Genomic DNA, 16,349 nt, shown 5'->3' on the forward strand with positions numbered 1-16,349 from the left:
GGCGGCATAATACCACTTAAGATACCGTTGGTCGCGTTCGGTATATAGGTCTGCACAGTCGGGAAATAACGTTTTTGGACGGTGGTTCCATAATGGATGGACTTTTGTTTCTTACCTTCGAAAGATATCGAGTGTGCCAGGTGTTTTGTTTTTATTGACAGGCACTATCTGAAGTCGAGGCTGGGGTAACTATTTGTTTCGAGCAGCCGTCGACAGGGATGAAATATTCAATGGCGGCCTGAACACCCTCAAGTTAAAGGGCGGCATTATGGTAATAAAAATACCCGCGGGCTGGTGAGTTTAAGCTTGCCGTTCCGAGAACGAAACGAGCCTGAACGGCTTGAAATGGCAGAGCGGCTGAAACTGGCTTTGTCCCACTTGAAATGCAAACGCTTCAATCAGGGAGGTCTGTTCACTGTCATCAAGGCTGAGTTGGCCGGTAGTTTGGTCGATGAGTTCGAGTTGCCAGGCCATTAATGTGAAGCAATCCTTGAGCGCATCCAGGGCCTCATCGTGCAGGTCCATCTGGTTCTGGGCGTGGCTCAGCAATCCATGAATATGCAGCGAGAATTCCGAAACCGCTGCCAGTGCCAGTGCCTCGGCCTTGCTGGCCAGTTTGAGAAGGCTGCTGAGCATGCAATCGATAGCGTCCTTGTCATTGCTGATCAACTGCAAATGACTCAGGCATTCCTCGGATTTGGCCAGGAGTGTTTCAGCCTCGACGAGAAACTCTGGAAATTGCTCAGCCCACTCTTTAGGGTCAATCGGCATGCTTATCTCCACAACGTCATGTCAGATGAGGGAATGTCGTGTGTGTCGACGAAAACGTTACGTGTCCGGTGCTGCAAAGCCTTCGTGAGATCACGCTCCGGCAGGCTTGGGCATCGGCTGGGGAACTTGAGAGGGTGGATGGCCACTGACCTTCGATCGCACACAAAAGCCTGACTCCGTTCATGCAATGAGAATGGCGTCACATTAATGGCTATTGGATATTGCGAATATCAGGTTGGGCCTGATTGTGCATAGGGGAATCCCTTACGCAGGGGAACCTAACGTGCAGACCTAGGTCGCGTCGCCGGGGATGAAGCAGATGTAATCACGAAGCCAGTAAAGCATGATGTTAATGTGACATCAATGCTTGATCGTGGCATTTTGTCTGGGGGTCAAGATCCGGCAAGAACAGCCGATAACTCCCTTTAGTGAATTCATCAGAACAAGCCCAGGAGTCATTAATGGCCGGCATTCTCGACACGGTAGACCAACGCACGCAACTGGTGGGTGAGAATCGCCTGGAAATTCTCATGTTCCGGCTGGCCGGACGGCAATTGTTCGCGATCAACGTCTTCAAGGTCCAGGAAGTACTGCAGCTGCCGAAGCTGACCCTGATGCCGCAGCGCCATCCCTTTGTCTGCGGTGTGGTCAACCTGCGTGGCCAGACGCTGCCAGTGATCGACCTGTCCCAGGCCATCGGCATGCGTCCGCTGGTGCCGAGCCCTACCAGTACGATCATCGTCACCGAGTACAATCGCTCGGTGCAGGCGTTCCTGGTCGGTGGCGTGGACCGCATCGTCAACATGAACTGGGAAGCCATTCTGCCGCCGCCGACCAGCGCCGGCCGCCAGCATTACCTGACCGCCATCAGCAAGGTCGACGATCAGTTGGTGGAAATCATCGATGTCGAAAAAGTCCTGGCCGAAATCGTTCCGTACAACGCCAAGGTATCGCGCGACAAACTCGACGATCCGGTTCTGGAGCGCGCTCGTGGTCGTGAAGTGCTGTTGGTGGATGACTCGAACGTCGCCCTGTCGCAATTGCGCGACACCCTGGGGCAGTTGGGCGTGAAGATGCACATCGCCAGCGATGGCTTGAAGGCTCTGAACATGCTCAAGGCCTGGGCTGATACCGGCGTGAACATGACCGACAAGCTGCTGATGATTTTCACCGATGCGGAAATGCCGGAGATGGACGGCTACCGCCTGACCACCGAAATCCGTAACGACCCCCGTTTGCGCGGCCTTTATGTGGTCCTGCACACCTCGCTGTCGGGTAGCTTCAACGACTCGATGGTCAAGAAGGTCGGCTGCGACAACTTCCTTTCCAAGTTCCAGCCCGACAAACTCGTCGACGTGGTGCGTCAGCGCCTGATGCTCGACGAAGTGCCTGCCTGATAGCGATCTGGAAGAGCGCGGTGGCAGGGTTTGGGGCTGCTGCGCAGCCCAACGGGGGCAAGCCCTCGACACGGGCCCTTTGATTCGGTAATCAAGCTCGTATAGGGTGGCGTTCTTTACACATCAGGGAGCTGGCCATGCGTCTGAGCGCGCTTTATCGTTTTCCGTTGAAATCCGGCAAGGGCGAGACCCTCAATCAGGTCAGCCTGGACAAACTGGGACTGGACGGCGATCGACGCTGGATGTTGGTGGACGAGGCCAGCGGGCGCTTTCTGACCCAGCGCGCGGTCGCGAAAATGAGTCAGCTGTCGGCGTTATGGAATGCCGATGGCGGCTTGACCCTCAGTGCCCCGGGCCATTCACCGATCGATATTGCGTTGCCTGCTGGCGACGCAGAGCTGCGCGGTGTGACCATCTGGCGCGACACCTTGCGCGTTCCTGATGCCGGCTTTGCTGCCGCTGCCTGGGTCAGTGAGTTCGTCGGCAAGCCGACGCGTCTGGTGCAAGTGCCGATTGATCGCGCCCGGACTACTCAGGCCGGCTATGGCAAGGACGATGATCAGGTGGCTTTTGCCGACGGCTTTCCGTTGTTGCTGATTGGTCAGGCGTCGCTGGAAGACTTGTCGAGCAAGGTCGGGCGGCCGCTGGAGATGTTGCGTTTTCGGCCCAATCTGGTGATCGAGGGCAGCGAGGCATATGCCGAAGATAGCTGGAAGCGCATCCGTATTGGTGAAGTCGAGTTTCGCGTGGTCAAGTCCTGCTCACGCTGCATTCTGACCACTATCGACCCGCAGACCGGTGAACGCAGTGACGACCGTGAACCGCTGGCGACCTTACAGAAATACCGGGCCCAGGAAGACGGCGCGATGTTTGGTCAGAATCTGGTCAATGATGGCAATGGCCGGCTCGAAGTCGGCATGCCGGTGACGATCCTCGAATAAAAGCCCTTCAAAATGAAAAATGCCCGTGTCCAAGGACACGGGCATTTTTTTGTCGCTGTGAAAACCCAGGATTTTAGCCGCGGTATTCGCACAGGTAAGCGGTGTCGACGGCTACTTTCAGCTGGAACTTGCTGTTGGCGGGCACGTTGAATTGGCTGCCGGCGGCGAAAGTTTCCCAGTCGCTGCTCTCAGGCAGTTTGACAGTCAGGGCGCCGGACACCACATGCATGATTTCACGCTGGCTGGTGCCGAATTCGTATTCGCCCGGTGCCATGACGCCGATGGTCGCCGGACCTTCAGCGGTACCAAAGGCGATCGACTTGACGGTGCCGTCGAAGTACTCGTTGACTTTAAACATGGGCGATTCCTCGAAAAGGGCTAAAAATGGCTAAAAAGGGCCGGCCAGTATGCACAAGGTGTCGATAGGCGTCACCTCCTGCACTCAAGGAATAGCCGGGAAAATCAGCGGTAACAAGCGCGCCGTATTGCGCGCGTCCTCAAGAGCCCGATGCTGTTGACCATTGAATTGCAGGCCCGCCAGTTGCAGGGCTCCATTAAGCCCCAGCGGGCGCTCCAGGCGACGGGCCTTGGCGAAGCGTTGCTTGAGGTTCATGTGCGGCACCCGGCTCAGGGCGCTGTCGAGTTGCAGGCGCTGCCAGTCCTGAAGCAGTTGTTTGCGGTCGTAATCGCCCCAACTGGCCCAGCCTTCCAGGCGCGCGTGATGTTGGCCGAGCCAGCATTCGAACAACGGCCAGACGTCGGTGAGCGGCTGTGCGGCATCGACATTGGCCTGGGTGATGTGGGTCAGTTCCCGGCAAAACGGCGTCAGCAACGGACGACGCAACGGGCGCACGAAGCACTGGAAGTGATCCAGTTCCCGGCCCTTGCGGTCCACGAGGGTGGCGCCGATTTCGATGATTTCCATTTCCGTTACTGGCCAGCCGCCCTCATCGGTGGTGGCTTCCAGATCAATGACCAACCAGTGAGGCATCGCAGGGTTCCTGGTATCCGCGTCCTGATAGGGCTTGAGGGTAGCCAAACCCGGCGGATCCGCCTAGCGGCTTATTCGACCTCCAACAAAATCTGACGATTTTTCACCTGATCGCCGACCTTGACCTGCAAGCGTTTGAGCACCCCGTCGATACCTGATTTGAGCGGATGCTCCATTTTCATCGCTTCAAGCACCACCAGCAGCTGACCTTTGCTGACCGGGCTGCCCTCATTGACCAATACATCGATAATCGCCCCGTCCATCGGCGCCTTGAGCGTGCCGGAACTGACACTGACCTGACCACTGACCAGCGCCTGGGTCCGATCGACCAGCCGCAGGCTGCCGGGGCGCGTGAGCAACCAGAGTTGCCCGGCTTCGAGGCGGTAGGCATGGCGTTGGCGGATGCCGTCGATTTCCAGGGTGGCCCAGCGTCCGTCGCACCCGATGATCTTCAGCTCAAGGGCACGGGCGCCAACCTGGACACGGAAGGGCTCGCCAGGTTCCGCGTGCAGTTCTACCGGCCAATCCTGATCCTCCAGGCCGATTCGGTAGTGCAAAGGTACGCTGGCGTTATTGCGCCAACCGGCCAGCGGGGCACGGTGAGCCTGGGCTGAAGCTTGATAAAACAGCGTCGCCGCGATGGCCAGTTCCTCGGCGCTTGGCACATGGGGGTGCAGGCAGGGATGGTCGGCGAAGTACGTGGGGATGAACCCGGTGCTGAACTCGCCGCTGATGAACTGCGGATGCTCCAGCAGACTGGCGAGCAAGCGCTGATTGCTCTGCACGCCCAGCAGTACGCTGTCCTGCACCGCCCGCAGCAATTTGCGCCGGGCTTCTTCACGGGTGGCGCCGTGGGCGATGAGCTTGCCCAGCATCGGGTCATAGAACGGGCTGACAGACTGACCCTCGATCAGGCCATGATCGATCCGCGTGCCGGACTGCAACGCAGGTTCCCAGGCCACGATTCGCCCGGTTTGCGGCACAAATCCCTGGACCGGATCTTCGGCATACAGGCGCACCTCCATGGCGTGCCCGTTGAGCTGCACCTGTTCCTGTCGCAGCGGCAGCGGTTGCCCTTCGGCGATGTGTAACTGCCAGGCCACCAGATCGAGGCCGGTGATCAGCTCGGTCACCGGGTGTTCCACTTGCAACCGAGTGTTCATCTCCAGGAAGTAGAACTGCCCGCGAGCGTCGAGCAGGAACTCCACAGTGCCAGCCCCCACGTAATTCACCGCACGACCCGCCTTGAGCGCCGCTTCGCCCATGGCCTGGCGCAACTCGGCGGTCATGACCGGGCAGGGGGCTTCTTCGATGATCTTCTGGTGGCGGCGCTGGATCGAACAATCGCGCTCGCCGAGGTAGATCAGGTTGCCGTGCTGGTCGCCGAACACCTGAATTTCAACGTGACGCGGATCGATCAAGGCTTGTTCGAGGATCAATTCGTCGCTGCCAAACCCGTGCAGCGCCTCGGAGCGTGCGGTACGGAGTTGCTCCAGCAATTCTCCAGCGCTGTGCACCAGACGCATGCCACGACCGCCACCGCCGGCACTGGCCTTGATCATCAGCGGGTAGCCGATACGTTCGGCTTCGTGGCTCAGGGTCGTGTCGTCTTGTTCGCTGCCCTGATAGCCTTTGATGCAGGGCACGCCCGCTTTGATCATGGCGAGTTTCGACAGACGTTTGCTGCCCATCAGTTCGATGGCCTCGGGGCTCGGACCGATGAAGATGATGCCGGCCTGTTGGCAGGCGATGGCGAATTCTGCGTTTTCCGAGAGGAAGCCGTAACCGGGATGGATCGCATCGGCACCGGTGCGCCGGGCGGCATCGATGATCGCCGCAATGTTCAGATATGACTGCTGCACCGGGGCCGGGCCGATGTTCACCGCTTCGTCGGCCATCTGCACGTGCAATGCATCGGCGTCGGCATCGCTGAACACTGCGACGGTGCGGTAGCCCAGCGCTTGCGCGGTGCGCTGGATGCGGCAGGCGATTTCACCGCGGTTGGCGATCAGGATTTTGCTGAAGGCGGGCATGGGTTGTTTCCTTTGTATTGCGGTGAATGTGATGGCCCCATCGCGAGCAGGCTCGCTCCCACATTTGAAATGCATTCCCCTGTGGGAGCGAGCCTGCTCGCGATGCTTTTAAGGCGCCCAACCCGGTTTACGCTTTTGCATAAAGGCCATCGTCCCCTCGACACCTTCGGCCCCGGTCAGCGCTTCGCTGAACCACTCGGCCGCCTGATCCAGCAGGCCATCGGAGGGTTGTCCGGCACTTGCCAGCAAGAGTTTTTTGGTCGCCGCATTCGCCCCCGGCGCGCAACACAACACATGGGCCAGCACTTCATCGAGGCGCTCGGCCAAGGCTTGCCGGTCATGCTCGACAAAATGCACCAGCCCCATGCGCCGCGCCTGGGTGCCATCGAAACGCGCCGCCGTCAGGGCCAGTCGACGGGCCTGGGTCAGACCGATGCGCTGCACCACGAACGGCGCGATCTGCGCGGGCAACAGGCCGAGGCTGGTTTCCGGCAGGCCGAATTGCGCCTGATGATCGGCCATCGCGATATCGCTGACGCAGGCCAGACCGAAGCCGCCGCCAAGCACCGCGCCTTGCAGCACGGTGATGACCACTTGCGGCGCGTGCTGGGTTTCTTCCAGCAAGGCGCCAAACACGCGATTCAATTCGCGGTAGGCCGTCTTGCCTTGAGCGCGGGCGTTGGCCATGTCCTTGATGTCGGCACCGGCACAAAAATGCCCGCCAGCACCGCCGATCACCAGCGCGCGAACCTGCCGGTCATCCCGCACCGCCGCCAGCACCGCCCGCAGTTCAGCGACCATCTGCAAGCTCATGGCATTACGGCTGTCGGGACGATTGAGGGTGATGTGCAGGACACTGTTATGCAGCTCGAGCAACAGGGTCTGACAAGCAGGAAGGGTGCTCATTTCTTTTTCCCCGGCAGGATGCCCATGAGTTTGCAGATGATCCCCAGCATGATTTCGTCGGCACCGCCGCCGATCGATACCAACCGCACGTCGCGGTAAGCCCGGGCCACCGGGTTGTCCCACATGAAGCCCATGCCGCCCCAATATTGCAGGCAACTGTCGCTGACCTCCCGGCCCAGTCGCCCGGCCTTGAGTTTGGCCATGGACGCCAGGCGGGTAACGTCCTGGCCCGTGATGTATTGCTCGGTGGCCTGATAGACCAGTGCCCGCAGGCATTCGATTTCGGTTTGCAGTTCGGCCAGGCGAAAGTGGATGACCTGGTTGTCGATCAGCGCATTGCCGAAGGTTTTGCGCTCCTTGCAGTACTCGATGGTGCTGTCGACGCAGTACTCCAGGCCTTTGATCATGTTCGCCGCGCCGAACAGCCGTTCTTCCTGGAACTGCAGCATCTGCATCATGAACCCCGCGCCTTCATGGCCGATGCGGTAGCGTTGCGGCACGCGCACGTTGTCGAAAAACACCTGGGCGGTTTCCGAACTGCGCATGCCGAGCTTGTCCAGGTGTGAACTGAGGCTGATGCCGGGGCTGTTCATCGGCACCATGATCAGCGACTTGTTGATGTGCGGTTTGTCGTCCGAGGTGTTGGCCAGCAGACAGATGAAATCGGCGCTCGGCGAATTGGTGATCCACATCTTGCTGCCGTTGATCACGTAGTCATTGCCGTCCTTGCGGGCGGTGGTTTTCAAACCTGCCACGTCGGAGCCGGCACCGACTTCGGAGACGCCAATGCAGCCGACCTGCTCGCCGGTGATCGCGGGGCGGAGGAATTCTTCGCGCAGTTCATCGGAGCCGAAACGCGCCAGGGCCGGGGTGCACATGTCGGTCTGCACGCCGATGGACATCGGAATGCCGCCGCAATGAATCGTGCCGAACTCTTCGGCCGCCACAATCGAGTAGCTGTAATCGAGCCCCATGCCGCCGAACTTTTCCGGTTTGGAAATCCCCAGCAGACCGAGCTCACCGGCCTTGCGGAAGATCTCATGGATCGGAAAACGCCCGGCCTTTTCCCATTCATCGACGTGAGGATTGATCTCGTGATCGACGAATTGGCGGACGGTGCGGCGCAGTGCTTCGTGTTCTCGGGTGAAGATCATTTTTATTGTTCTCCTGATCGCCCTTAGAAGCGGGCTACACCAAAACTGTTGGGTTGCAGTCCACGAACCTCGGCCTCGTGGCAGATGTCCAGCAAGTACCCGAGCAGCGTGCGGGTATCCCGCGGATCAATCAGCCCGTCGTCCCACAGATTGGCGCTGCCATACAGCGCGGTGGATTGGCTGTCGAGTTTCTGCGCGGTGACCTGTTCCAGCGTGTCGAGCATTTTCGGGTCGGGCACCAACCCGTCCTTGAGCTGTTTGGCTTCGGTGACGATCCGCAGCACTTTGCCGGCCTGGGCACCGCCCATCACCGCGGTGCGGCTGTTGGGCCAGGCGAAGATGAAGCGTGGGTCGAGGCCGCGGCCGCACATCGCGTAGTTGCCGGCACCGTAGGAACCGCCGACGACGATCGTCAGTTTGGGCACTCGGGCATTGGCCACCGCTTGAATCATTTTCGCGCCGTGCTTGATCACGCCTTGCTGTTCCGACTCGGTGCCAACCATGAAGCCGGTGGTGTTGTGGAAAAACAGCAGCGGCGTCTGGCTCTGGTCGCAGAGCTGAATGAACTGCGCGGCCTTGCTCGCACCCTTGGGGGTAATCGGGCCATTATTGCCGATGAAACCGCAGGCTCGCCCCTGGATGTGCAAATGCCCACAAACCGTCTGCTGATCGAACTCGCCCTTGAATTCGAGGAAGTTCGAAGCGTCGGCAATCCGGGCGACGATTTCGCGCACGTCGTAGGGTTTTTTCGGGTCATCCGGGATCAGCCCCAGCAGTTCGTCGATGGGGTAGAGCGGTTCTTCCCACCGACGCTCGGGTAACCATGGCAGCTGATCGTTCCACGGCAACAGGCTGATGATCTCGCGCACCTGGCGCACGCCATCGGCATCGTTCTCGGCCAGGTATTCGGCGGTGCCGGCGGTTTGCGCGTGCATCTCGGCGCCGCCCAGCGCTTCATCGGTGGCGACTTCACCGGTGGCGGCCTTGAGCAGTGGCGGTCCGGCCAGAAACAGCTTGGCCTTGCCGCGCACCACCACCACGTAATCCGACAACCCCGGCTGATAAGCGCCGCCCGCCGTGGCCGAGCCATGGACCACGGTAATTTGCGGCAAGCCCATGGCCGACATCCGCGCCTGATTGGCAAAGCTGCGCGCGCCTTCGACGAAAATCTCCGCCGCGTAATTGAGGTTGGCGCCCCCGCTCTCGGCGAGGGTGATCACCGGCAGTTTGTTTTCCATGGCGATCTGTTGCAGGCGCAGCGTTTTTTTCAAACCGCTGGGGGAAATGGTTCCGCCCTTGATCGCGCTGTTGTTCGCCACCACCAGCACCCGCACGCCGGACACGTAACCGATCCCGGCGATCAAACCGCCGCCGGCCGAGGTGCCGTCCTTGTCGTCGTGCAATTTATAGCCGGCCAGGCTCGCCAGTTCGAGGAACGGTGCGCCGGGGTCGAGCAGCAGGTTCAGTCGCTCCCGGGGCAGCAGTTGTCCACGCTTGTCGAACCTGGCCTTGGCTTCGGCGGCTTTGCTTAGCAGGTTCTGCTCGAGCTGGCGAACCTGTTCGATGCCGGCCAGCATGGCCGCTCGGTTGCGGGCGAACGGTTCGCTGAACGGGTCGACTTGGGACTGGATCACCGGCATGGGTTATTCCTTGTCCTTGAGCTCGTCTGGTTCGGAGACGTCTGGTTTGAGCACGTCAGGTCGGAGTACCTCGGGTAGATAGGCGCGGTGAAAGCCGTTGTACGAGTGACTGTTCTGCGCCTTGTGCATCGGCCAGGCCCGCCCGCCGAGGCTGGCGGCACCGTCGATGCGCAATGTACTGCCGCTGACAAACCCCGCTGCCGGGCTGAGCAGGAAAACAATCGCCGCGCTGATTTCCGATTCGGTGCCGATGCGTTTGAGCGGTACGTGTTCGCACAAGGTCGGGATCACGGCCCGGAACGCGCCTTCGTAGGTGTCCATGCCGCTGGAGGCGACCCAGCCCGGCGCGACGGCGTTGACCCGCACGCCGGCATAGCCCCATTCGAACGCGGCGGTCTTGGTGAAGTTGTCCATGCCCGAGCGCGCCGCGCCCGAGTGACCCATGCCGGGCATGCCGCCCCACATGTCGGCGAGCATGTTGACGATGGCACCACCGTGCTTGCTCATGGACTGATTGAACACCTCCCTGGCCATCAGAAAACCGCCCACCAGGTTGGTGCGCAATATGGTTTCGAAACCTTTCTGATTGATCGACGCCAGCGGCGAGGGGTACTGCCCGCCGGCATTGTTGACCAGCCCATGGATCGGCCCGTGTTTGCGGATCAGCTCGCTGACCAGTCGCGTGACGGCGTCTTCGTCGCGGATATCGCAGACCTGCCAACTGGCTTTACCGCCGTCTTCGGTGATTTCAGCAGCGACCTTTTTCAGTTTCTCGGCATTGCGCCCCACCAGCAGCACGTGTGCGCCGAGGGCCGCTAGCTCATGGGCGGTGCAACGACCGATGCCGCTGCCGCCACCGGTAACGATGATGTTTTGGCCGGCGAACAGGTCGGGTTTGAAAATCGAGTCATAAGCCATGGCGACGGTCCTCTAGTTGATCGGCGATGCGCTGCGGCACCGGAATCTGGATCTCCAGCAGTTGTTGGGCGAATGCCTTGCCTTGCGGATCGATCCGCAGGCTGGCCACGCCACCGCCGCCGAGTGCGTTCTCCAGAAGAAAATTAAAGCTCTGAGTGCCGGGTAAATACCAGCGTTCGACACGCCCGTGGATCGGGTCGAGGACATGGCTCATCCAGTCGACCATCACCTCGGGTGTCAGCGCTTCGGCGATCCACGGCAGGTAGTCGGGGTGGCGGGCCATGACGCCGATATTGCTGTGATTACCCTTGTCGCCGGAGCGCGCCACGGCGAGTTTGATCAGGGCCACGCTGGCGTCAGCGCGTTCTGTGGTTTTGGGCGGATCGAAGGGTAGGGGCAGGTCAGCGCTATTGAGCGCATCAAGGGCGGGCAGGGGGCACGGATGGCGCTTACCGGCGAGGTCGATTTCCAGGGTGCAGGCGGTTTTATCGATCAGGAACGAAAACAGCCGGATCAACGGGTACACCGTCGGCCGTCCGCCGACGATTCCGGTCAGCCCCGGTGCCATGCCGGTGGCAGCCTGGGCGATTTCCCGGGAGAACAGAATCAAGGCCTGTTTGCTCGCATGGCGCACGGCGAGTTTGATCACCACTTCACGGCTGTCCTGGCGCTGGCCGTGGGGGCCGTAAGTGGCCTCGCTGCCCAGCAGTTCGATGTTCACTTCGCTGTAGGGCGCCCAGCCGCGCTGGCTGAAGATTTCCGAGGTCTTGTTGATGATCGCCTGGCTGACTCGTCGGGCCTTGGCCACCGCATCGATCCCGGCGATCAGGCAACTGGCGGTGCAGCGGAAACCGTCCGGATACGTGGCGCTGACCTTGTACTGGGCGGTCGGCGGCAAGCCTGTTGCGCCATGCACCTGCACCGCGTTCTTGCCTTGTTGCACGAGTTTGACCTGACTGAAGTCGCATACCACGTCGGGCAACAGATAGGCCTGCGGGTCGCCGATTTCATAGAGCATCTGCTCGCCCACCGTCAGGGGCGTGACCAGGCCGCCGGAGCCGTCGGGTTTGCTGACGATAAACTGGCCGTCGGCACCGACTTCGACGATGGGAAAGCCGATGTGTTCATAGTCGGGCACCTCGCGCCAATCGGTGAAATTGCCGCCGGTGCACTGGGCGCCACATTCGATGAGGTGCCCGGCCAATGCGGCTTGGGCGAGTTTGTCGTAGTCGTGCCACGACCAGCCAAACTCATGCACCAGCGCTGCGCTGACCACGGCGCTGTCGACCACGCGCCCGGTAATCACGATGTCGGCGCCCAGGCGCAGGGCTTCGACGATGCCCGGCGCGCCGAGGTAGGCGTTGGTCGACACGCACATCGGCGGCAGGGGCGCGCCACTGAACATCTCATGCAGGCCAAGGCTGCTCAGGTGTTTGAACCGGGGTTGAAGGTCGTCACCCGACAGCACGGCGATCTTCAGCGCTACCCCGGCCTTATTGCAGGCCGCTTGCAAAGCAGCGGCGCAAGCCTGTGGATTGACGCCGCCGGCGTTGCTGATGACGCGGATCTTCTGTTCCGCGAGCTGATTGAGGAGGGGGCTGAGGACTTCGATGAAGTCGCTGGCGTAGCCGGTTGCGGGATCTTTCATCCGCGCCCCGGCCATGATCGACAGGGTGATTTCGGCCAGATAATCGAACACCAGATAGTCCAGCCGCCCGCCTTCCACCAGTTGCGCGGCGGCGGTCGAGGTGTCGCCCCAGAATGCGCTGGCGCAACCGATGCGGATTGTTTTAGACACAGTCAACTCCATGGCACCTGCGACAGAAGTGCTTCGAGGCTACCAAGCAAGCGCTTGGTTTGTAAACGACTGAACTATCTTCAGCCCAAGCGCTTGCTTGGTCGCCCTCGCCAGCTTAAATTGCCCGCGCAACCCCACTGTTTTAGCGGGCAGCGGCGCAATTGATTGATCGACTGTAGGAGAGAACGGGTGGACGAGCAAAAAGCCCTGAGGGTGATGCGCGAATTGGTCGACAGCGGCCAATTGACCGACCCGGACAGCGCTCGCGGCAAACTGCTGCAAGTGGCCGCTCACCTGTTTCGCAACAAAGGTTATGAACGTACCACCGTGCGTGATCTGGCCAGTGCGGTGGGCATTCAGTCAGGCAGTATTTTTCATCACTTCAAAAGCAAGGACGAGATCCTGCGGGCAGTGATGGAGGAGACCATTCGCTACAACACCGCGTTGATGCGCGCAGCCCTGGCCGAGGCCGGCAGCGTGCGCGAGCGGGTGCTGGCGCTGATTCGTTGCGAATTGCAGTCGATCATGGGCGGCAGTGGCGAGGCGATGGCGGTGCTGGTGTATGAGTGGCGTTCGCTGTCCGAGGAAGGCCAGGCGCAGGTTCTGGCGCTGCGCGATATTTATGAAGCCATCTGGCTGCAGGTGCTGGGTGAAGCCAGGGACGCCGGTTTTATCCGTGGCGATGTGTTCATCACCCGCCGTTTCCTGACGGGCGCGTTGTCCTGGACCACTACCTGGTTTCGTGCCGATGGCAGCATGAGCCTCGATCAATTGGCCGATGAGGCGTTGATTCTGGTACTTGAAGAACGGCAGTGAACCGTCTATCTGGGTAAGAAACTGGCTAAGTCGGCGAAACCGCCTAGCTTGAATGCATTGATGAGCTTTTTTTTCGGGGAGTGGCTGTTTGATGTCTTCGCCAATTCGAGTGGCGTCGCGGCTTTTGCTGGCGGCGCTTGCGGTGTGCTGGGTGTTACCGTCTCAGGCCGCGCAACTGGTGCGGGTCGGTGCCGCCCATTTTCCACCCTATACCGTGCGCCCGGAGTCCGGTGCCGACACCGGTCTGCTGCCACAGCTGGTGGAAGCGCTGAATCAGTTGCAAACCGATTATCGGTTTGTGCTGGTGCCCACCTCCATTCCCAGGCGTTTCAACGACTTCAAGGAAGGCCGGGTCGATATGGCGATTTTCGAGAACCCGGACTGGGGCTGGAAGGACATTGCGCATACCGACGTCGATATGGGCCTGGAAGATGCAGAAATCTTTGTCGCGCAGAAGAAACCCGACCGCGATGAGAATTACTTCAAGGACCTGACGGGCAAGCGCCTGGCGCTGTACAGCGGCTATCACTACGAGTTTGCCAATTTCAACGCCGATCCCAAGTATCTGGCCGACACCTACAACGCCACGCTGACCTATTCCCACGACAGCAACCTGCTGATGGTGTTACGCGCACGAGCGGACATTGCCTTGGTAACGCGCTCCTACCTGAGCGATTACCTGCTGCGCAACGAGAAAGTCGGCGAGCAGTTGCTGGTGTCGCAACGCATCGATCAGGTCTATCACCATTACGCGCTGATTCGCCCGCAGGCGCCGATTACAGGCGAAGCATTCGGCAAGTTGCTGCAAGGCCTGCGAAACAACGGCCAGATGCTGAAGATTTTCGATCCTTACAAAATTGCCCTGGTGCCGGTGGGCAAGCACTGAAGCGTGCCATGGGTTGCGTATTTGGCGACGGCGCTTAAATTTTCCGCCCCGGCTCACGTCACATCGTTGAACTGTCGACGATTACCGTGAGCCCGACCCATGTCCAATCTGAATGACCTGACTGCCCTGGCCTTGCCATCAGGCAACCGTCTTGTAGCCGATGAAACCGCAAGCCGCCTGAGCCTCAGCCTGGAAGGGCAGCCGCTGATCGAACTGCGGCTGACCCGCGAGCCCGCGTTGCATTTGCGGCTGGAGGAGCGCTTTGGCCGTCCTGACGGTCAAGCATTCTGGGCGGCCTGTTATTGGCTGTTTGCCCGTGATGCGCAGTGTCTGCGTCTGACCTGGCACCTCGATGACGCGCCCACCGAAGCCTTGCTCAGCGGGTTGCTGATCCCCACCGACGTCAACGGTCAATATCACTGCGAGCGCACGCTGTTCTGGCAACTGCCTCAGCCTTGGCTGGGTGAGTCGCGGACCGGCAGTTATCCACAGCAAATGGTCATCAGTGGCGGCAAGCGCCATCCATTGCGTGCGGTGAAACCCCGTGGTGAGGTCTATCGACGCTTCGATGCGCGGCTCGGTGCTTGGGTCTCCCTGCGCACGGTAGAAATCGAGCATGACCTGGCGCGTTTCAACCGCTGGCAGAACAGCCCGCGGGTTGCGAGTTTCTGGCAGGAGGAGGGCAGTCTCGAGCAGCATCGGGAATACCTGAGCAAGCTTGAAGCCGACCCGCATACCTTGACGCTGATCGGTTGCTTCGATGATCAGCCATTTGCTTACTTTGAAGCCTATTGGGCCAAGGAAGATCGCATTGCGCCGTTCTATGACGCCGGCGATTACGACCGCGGCATTCACATGCTCGTGGGCGAAGAGCATCACCGCGGCCCGCACAAGGTGGCTAGCTGGTTATCGGCGTTGGTGCATTACCTGTTTCTGGATGATCCACGCACACAGCGGGTGGTTGCCGAGCCTCGCGCCGACAACGCGAAGATGATCGGGCATATGCACAATCAGTGTTTCCACTGCGAAAAAGAGTTCGACTTCCCGCACAAACGCGCGGCGCTGATGATGCTGGGGCGTGAGCGGTTTTTTGATCGGTGTTCGTTGGCTTGATGCGTAAGGCTCAAGGCTTGCTTTGGTCTTGAGTCAGCCATCGCGAGCAGGCTCGCTCCCACGTTGAATCTCCTGTGAACACATAATTTGTGAACACCAAAAATAGAATGTGGGAGCGAGCCTGCTCGCGATGGGGGCTCCGAGATTTCAGATATTAACGGCGCGCAAAGGTATCCGCACGATTGCCCGACACCTTGCGGCAATGCACCAGCGCATCACGAATCATGAAGTTCACCAGGGTTGGCGAGACGCCGAGTTCCTTGGCGATGTCTTTTTGCGGCACGCCGTGCAGGCGGTACATCTCGAAGGCGTAACGGGTGCGGCTGGGCAGCTCCGTCAGTGCATCGGCAATGTTTTCCAAAGTCGAGAAATTGATATGTGAGGTTTCCGGTGAAGCGCCCTGAATCACCACGTTCAGACCTTCCTCTTCCGGGCCGGAATACTTCTGTTCCAGCGCCTGCTTGCGGTAGTGGTCGATGGCCAGGTTGCGCACGATCTGGAACAGGTAGCTGAGCTGTGCCTTGATGGATGACGTGATCTGCGGCGCCGATTGCAGCCGGAAGAACGCATCTTGCACCACGTCTTCGGCACGGGATCGGCAGCCGGTAATACGGGCAGCAATCTTGACCAGAATCAGTCGGTTGTCGACGAAGGCCTGAAGTAGCGGTGAATCGCACCTGCTTGTGGATACTTGTTCCGTCATTGGAAATCACCTTGCTGCAAATAGGTTAGTGGGACGACAGGGGAGTCGGGGGCCGTCCTACATATCGAGCGACAAATTATGCTTAATGATAATGATTGTCAATTGAGAAAGAGAATTAATGCTCCGCCAAGGTGTGGAGTGAGAACCGTGACACGTTGACTCATCCGCTAACCGCAAGCCTGCTGGCGCTCAAGCCCGGCGACTAATTATTTCAAGACCTCATCCGTTCTCATTGGTGACTGGCTGCGGGCGCAAGCCCCGGCCAAAACAGCATTCCCAATG

At 60.0% G+C, this 16,349-nt stretch carries 15 protein-coding genes; 5 read left to right on the top strand and 10 right to left on the bottom strand.

Annotated elements, in window-relative coordinates; all coding sequences use genetic code 11:
- Nucleotides 1-300: 300 nt before the first annotated feature.
- Nucleotides 301-771: a hypothetical protein gene (locus LOY38_RS09745; RefSeq protein ID WP_258699840.1), complete on the bottom strand. Its 471-nt coding sequence runs from the start codon at nucleotides 769-771 to the stop codon at nucleotides 301-303.
- A 461-nt stretch (nucleotides 772-1,232) separates the two neighbouring features.
- Between LOY38_RS09745 and LOY38_RS09750 the strand changes: the two genes are divergently transcribed.
- Nucleotides 1,233-2,168, top strand: a complete 936-nt coding sequence (locus tag LOY38_RS09750; RefSeq protein WP_018929995.1) for a chemotaxis protein CheV — start codon at nucleotides 1,233-1,235, stop codon at nucleotides 2,166-2,168.
- Nucleotides 2,169-2,305: 137 nt separating this feature from the next.
- The gene (locus tag LOY38_RS09755; protein ID WP_258699841.1) at nucleotides 2,306-3,109 is read left to right on the top strand and encodes an MOSC domain-containing protein; all 804 of its coding nucleotides are present in this window, start codon (nucleotides 2,306-2,308) and stop codon (nucleotides 3,107-3,109) included.
- A gap of 73 nt (nucleotides 3,110-3,182) precedes the next feature.
- On the opposite strand, the gene LOY38_RS09760 is transcribed toward LOY38_RS09755, so the two are convergent.
- From LOY38_RS09760 to LOY38_RS09795, 8 genes are all read right to left on the bottom strand, one after another.
- The gene (locus LOY38_RS09760) at nucleotides 3,183-3,467 is read right to left on the bottom strand and encodes a pyrimidine/purine nucleoside phosphorylase (RefSeq protein ID WP_258699842.1); all 285 of its coding nucleotides are present in this window, start codon (nucleotides 3,465-3,467) and stop codon (nucleotides 3,183-3,185) included.
- Nucleotides 3,468-3,551: 84 nt separating this feature from the next.
- Complete coding sequence (locus tag LOY38_RS09765) at nucleotides 3,552-4,100, bottom strand: exonuclease domain-containing protein (RefSeq protein WP_258699843.1); 549 nt, start codon at nucleotides 4,098-4,100, stop codon at nucleotides 3,552-3,554.
- Between the two features lie 71 nt (nucleotides 4,101-4,171).
- Entirely contained in the window at nucleotides 4,172-6,133 is a 1,962-nt protein-coding gene (locus LOY38_RS09770) for an acetyl/propionyl/methylcrotonyl-CoA carboxylase subunit alpha (RefSeq protein WP_258699844.1), read from the bottom strand.
- Between the two features lie 108 nt (nucleotides 6,134-6,241).
- Nucleotides 6,242-7,039 carry an enoyl-CoA hydratase/isomerase family protein gene (locus LOY38_RS09775; RefSeq protein WP_258699845.1) on the bottom strand — a complete coding sequence of 266 codons (798 nt, stop codon included), beginning with the start codon at nucleotides 7,037-7,039 and terminating at the stop codon, nucleotides 6,242-6,244.
- Complete coding sequence (gene atuD, locus LOY38_RS09780; RefSeq protein WP_258699846.1) at nucleotides 7,036-8,193, bottom strand: citronellyl-CoA dehydrogenase; 1,158 nt, start codon at nucleotides 8,191-8,193, stop codon at nucleotides 7,036-7,038. Before atuD ends, LOY38_RS09775 begins: the two co-directional genes overlap by 4 nt.
- 23 nt (nucleotides 8,194-8,216) lie before the next feature.
- Nucleotides 8,217-9,833, bottom strand: coding sequence for a geranyl-CoA carboxylase subunit beta (atuC, locus tag LOY38_RS09785; protein ID WP_258699847.1), 1,617 nt, complete (start codon nucleotides 9,831-9,833; stop codon nucleotides 8,217-8,219).
- A 3-nt stretch (nucleotides 9,834-9,836) separates the two neighbouring features.
- Complete coding sequence (locus LOY38_RS09790) at nucleotides 9,837-10,751, bottom strand: SDR family oxidoreductase (protein ID WP_258699848.1); 915 nt, start codon at nucleotides 10,749-10,751, stop codon at nucleotides 9,837-9,839.
- On the bottom strand, nucleotides 10,741-12,549 hold the full coding sequence (locus LOY38_RS09795) for an acyclic terpene utilization AtuA family protein (protein ID WP_258699849.1): 1,809 nt from the start codon (nucleotides 12,547-12,549) through the stop codon (nucleotides 10,741-10,743). Before LOY38_RS09795 ends, LOY38_RS09790 begins: the two co-directional genes overlap by 11 nt.
- A 189-nt stretch (nucleotides 12,550-12,738) precedes the next feature.
- On the opposite strand from LOY38_RS09795, the gene LOY38_RS09800 reads away from it, so the two are divergent.
- From LOY38_RS09800 to LOY38_RS09810, 3 genes are all read left to right on the top strand, one after another.
- The gene (locus LOY38_RS09800) at nucleotides 12,739-13,365 is read left to right on the top strand and encodes a TetR/AcrR family transcriptional regulator (RefSeq protein ID WP_258699850.1); all 627 of its coding nucleotides are present in this window, start codon (nucleotides 12,739-12,741) and stop codon (nucleotides 13,363-13,365) included.
- 91 nt (nucleotides 13,366-13,456) lie between these two features.
- Nucleotides 13,457-14,251: an ABC transporter substrate-binding protein gene (locus tag LOY38_RS09805; protein WP_258699851.1), complete on the top strand. Its 795-nt coding sequence runs from the start codon at nucleotides 13,457-13,459 to the stop codon at nucleotides 14,249-14,251.
- A 99-nt stretch (nucleotides 14,252-14,350) separates the two neighbouring features.
- Nucleotides 14,351-15,364 carry a GNAT family N-acetyltransferase gene (locus tag LOY38_RS09810; RefSeq protein ID WP_258699852.1) on the top strand — a complete coding sequence of 338 codons (1,014 nt, stop codon included), beginning with the start codon at nucleotides 14,351-14,353 and terminating at the stop codon, nucleotides 15,362-15,364.
- A gap of 154 nt (nucleotides 15,365-15,518) precedes the next feature.
- Here LOY38_RS09810 and LOY38_RS09815 read toward each other — a convergent pair whose 3' ends face one another.
- Complete coding sequence (locus tag LOY38_RS09815; RefSeq protein WP_007940073.1) at nucleotides 15,519-16,067, bottom strand: RNA polymerase factor sigma-70; 549 nt, start codon at nucleotides 16,065-16,067, stop codon at nucleotides 15,519-15,521.
- Between the last annotated feature and the right edge of the window lie 282 nt (nucleotides 16,068-16,349).

It is taken from the genome of Pseudomonas sp. B21-015, from assembly GCF_024749285.1.
In the GTDB taxonomy this organism is placed as follows: domain Bacteria; phylum Pseudomonadota; class Gammaproteobacteria; order Pseudomonadales; family Pseudomonadaceae; genus Aquipseudomonas.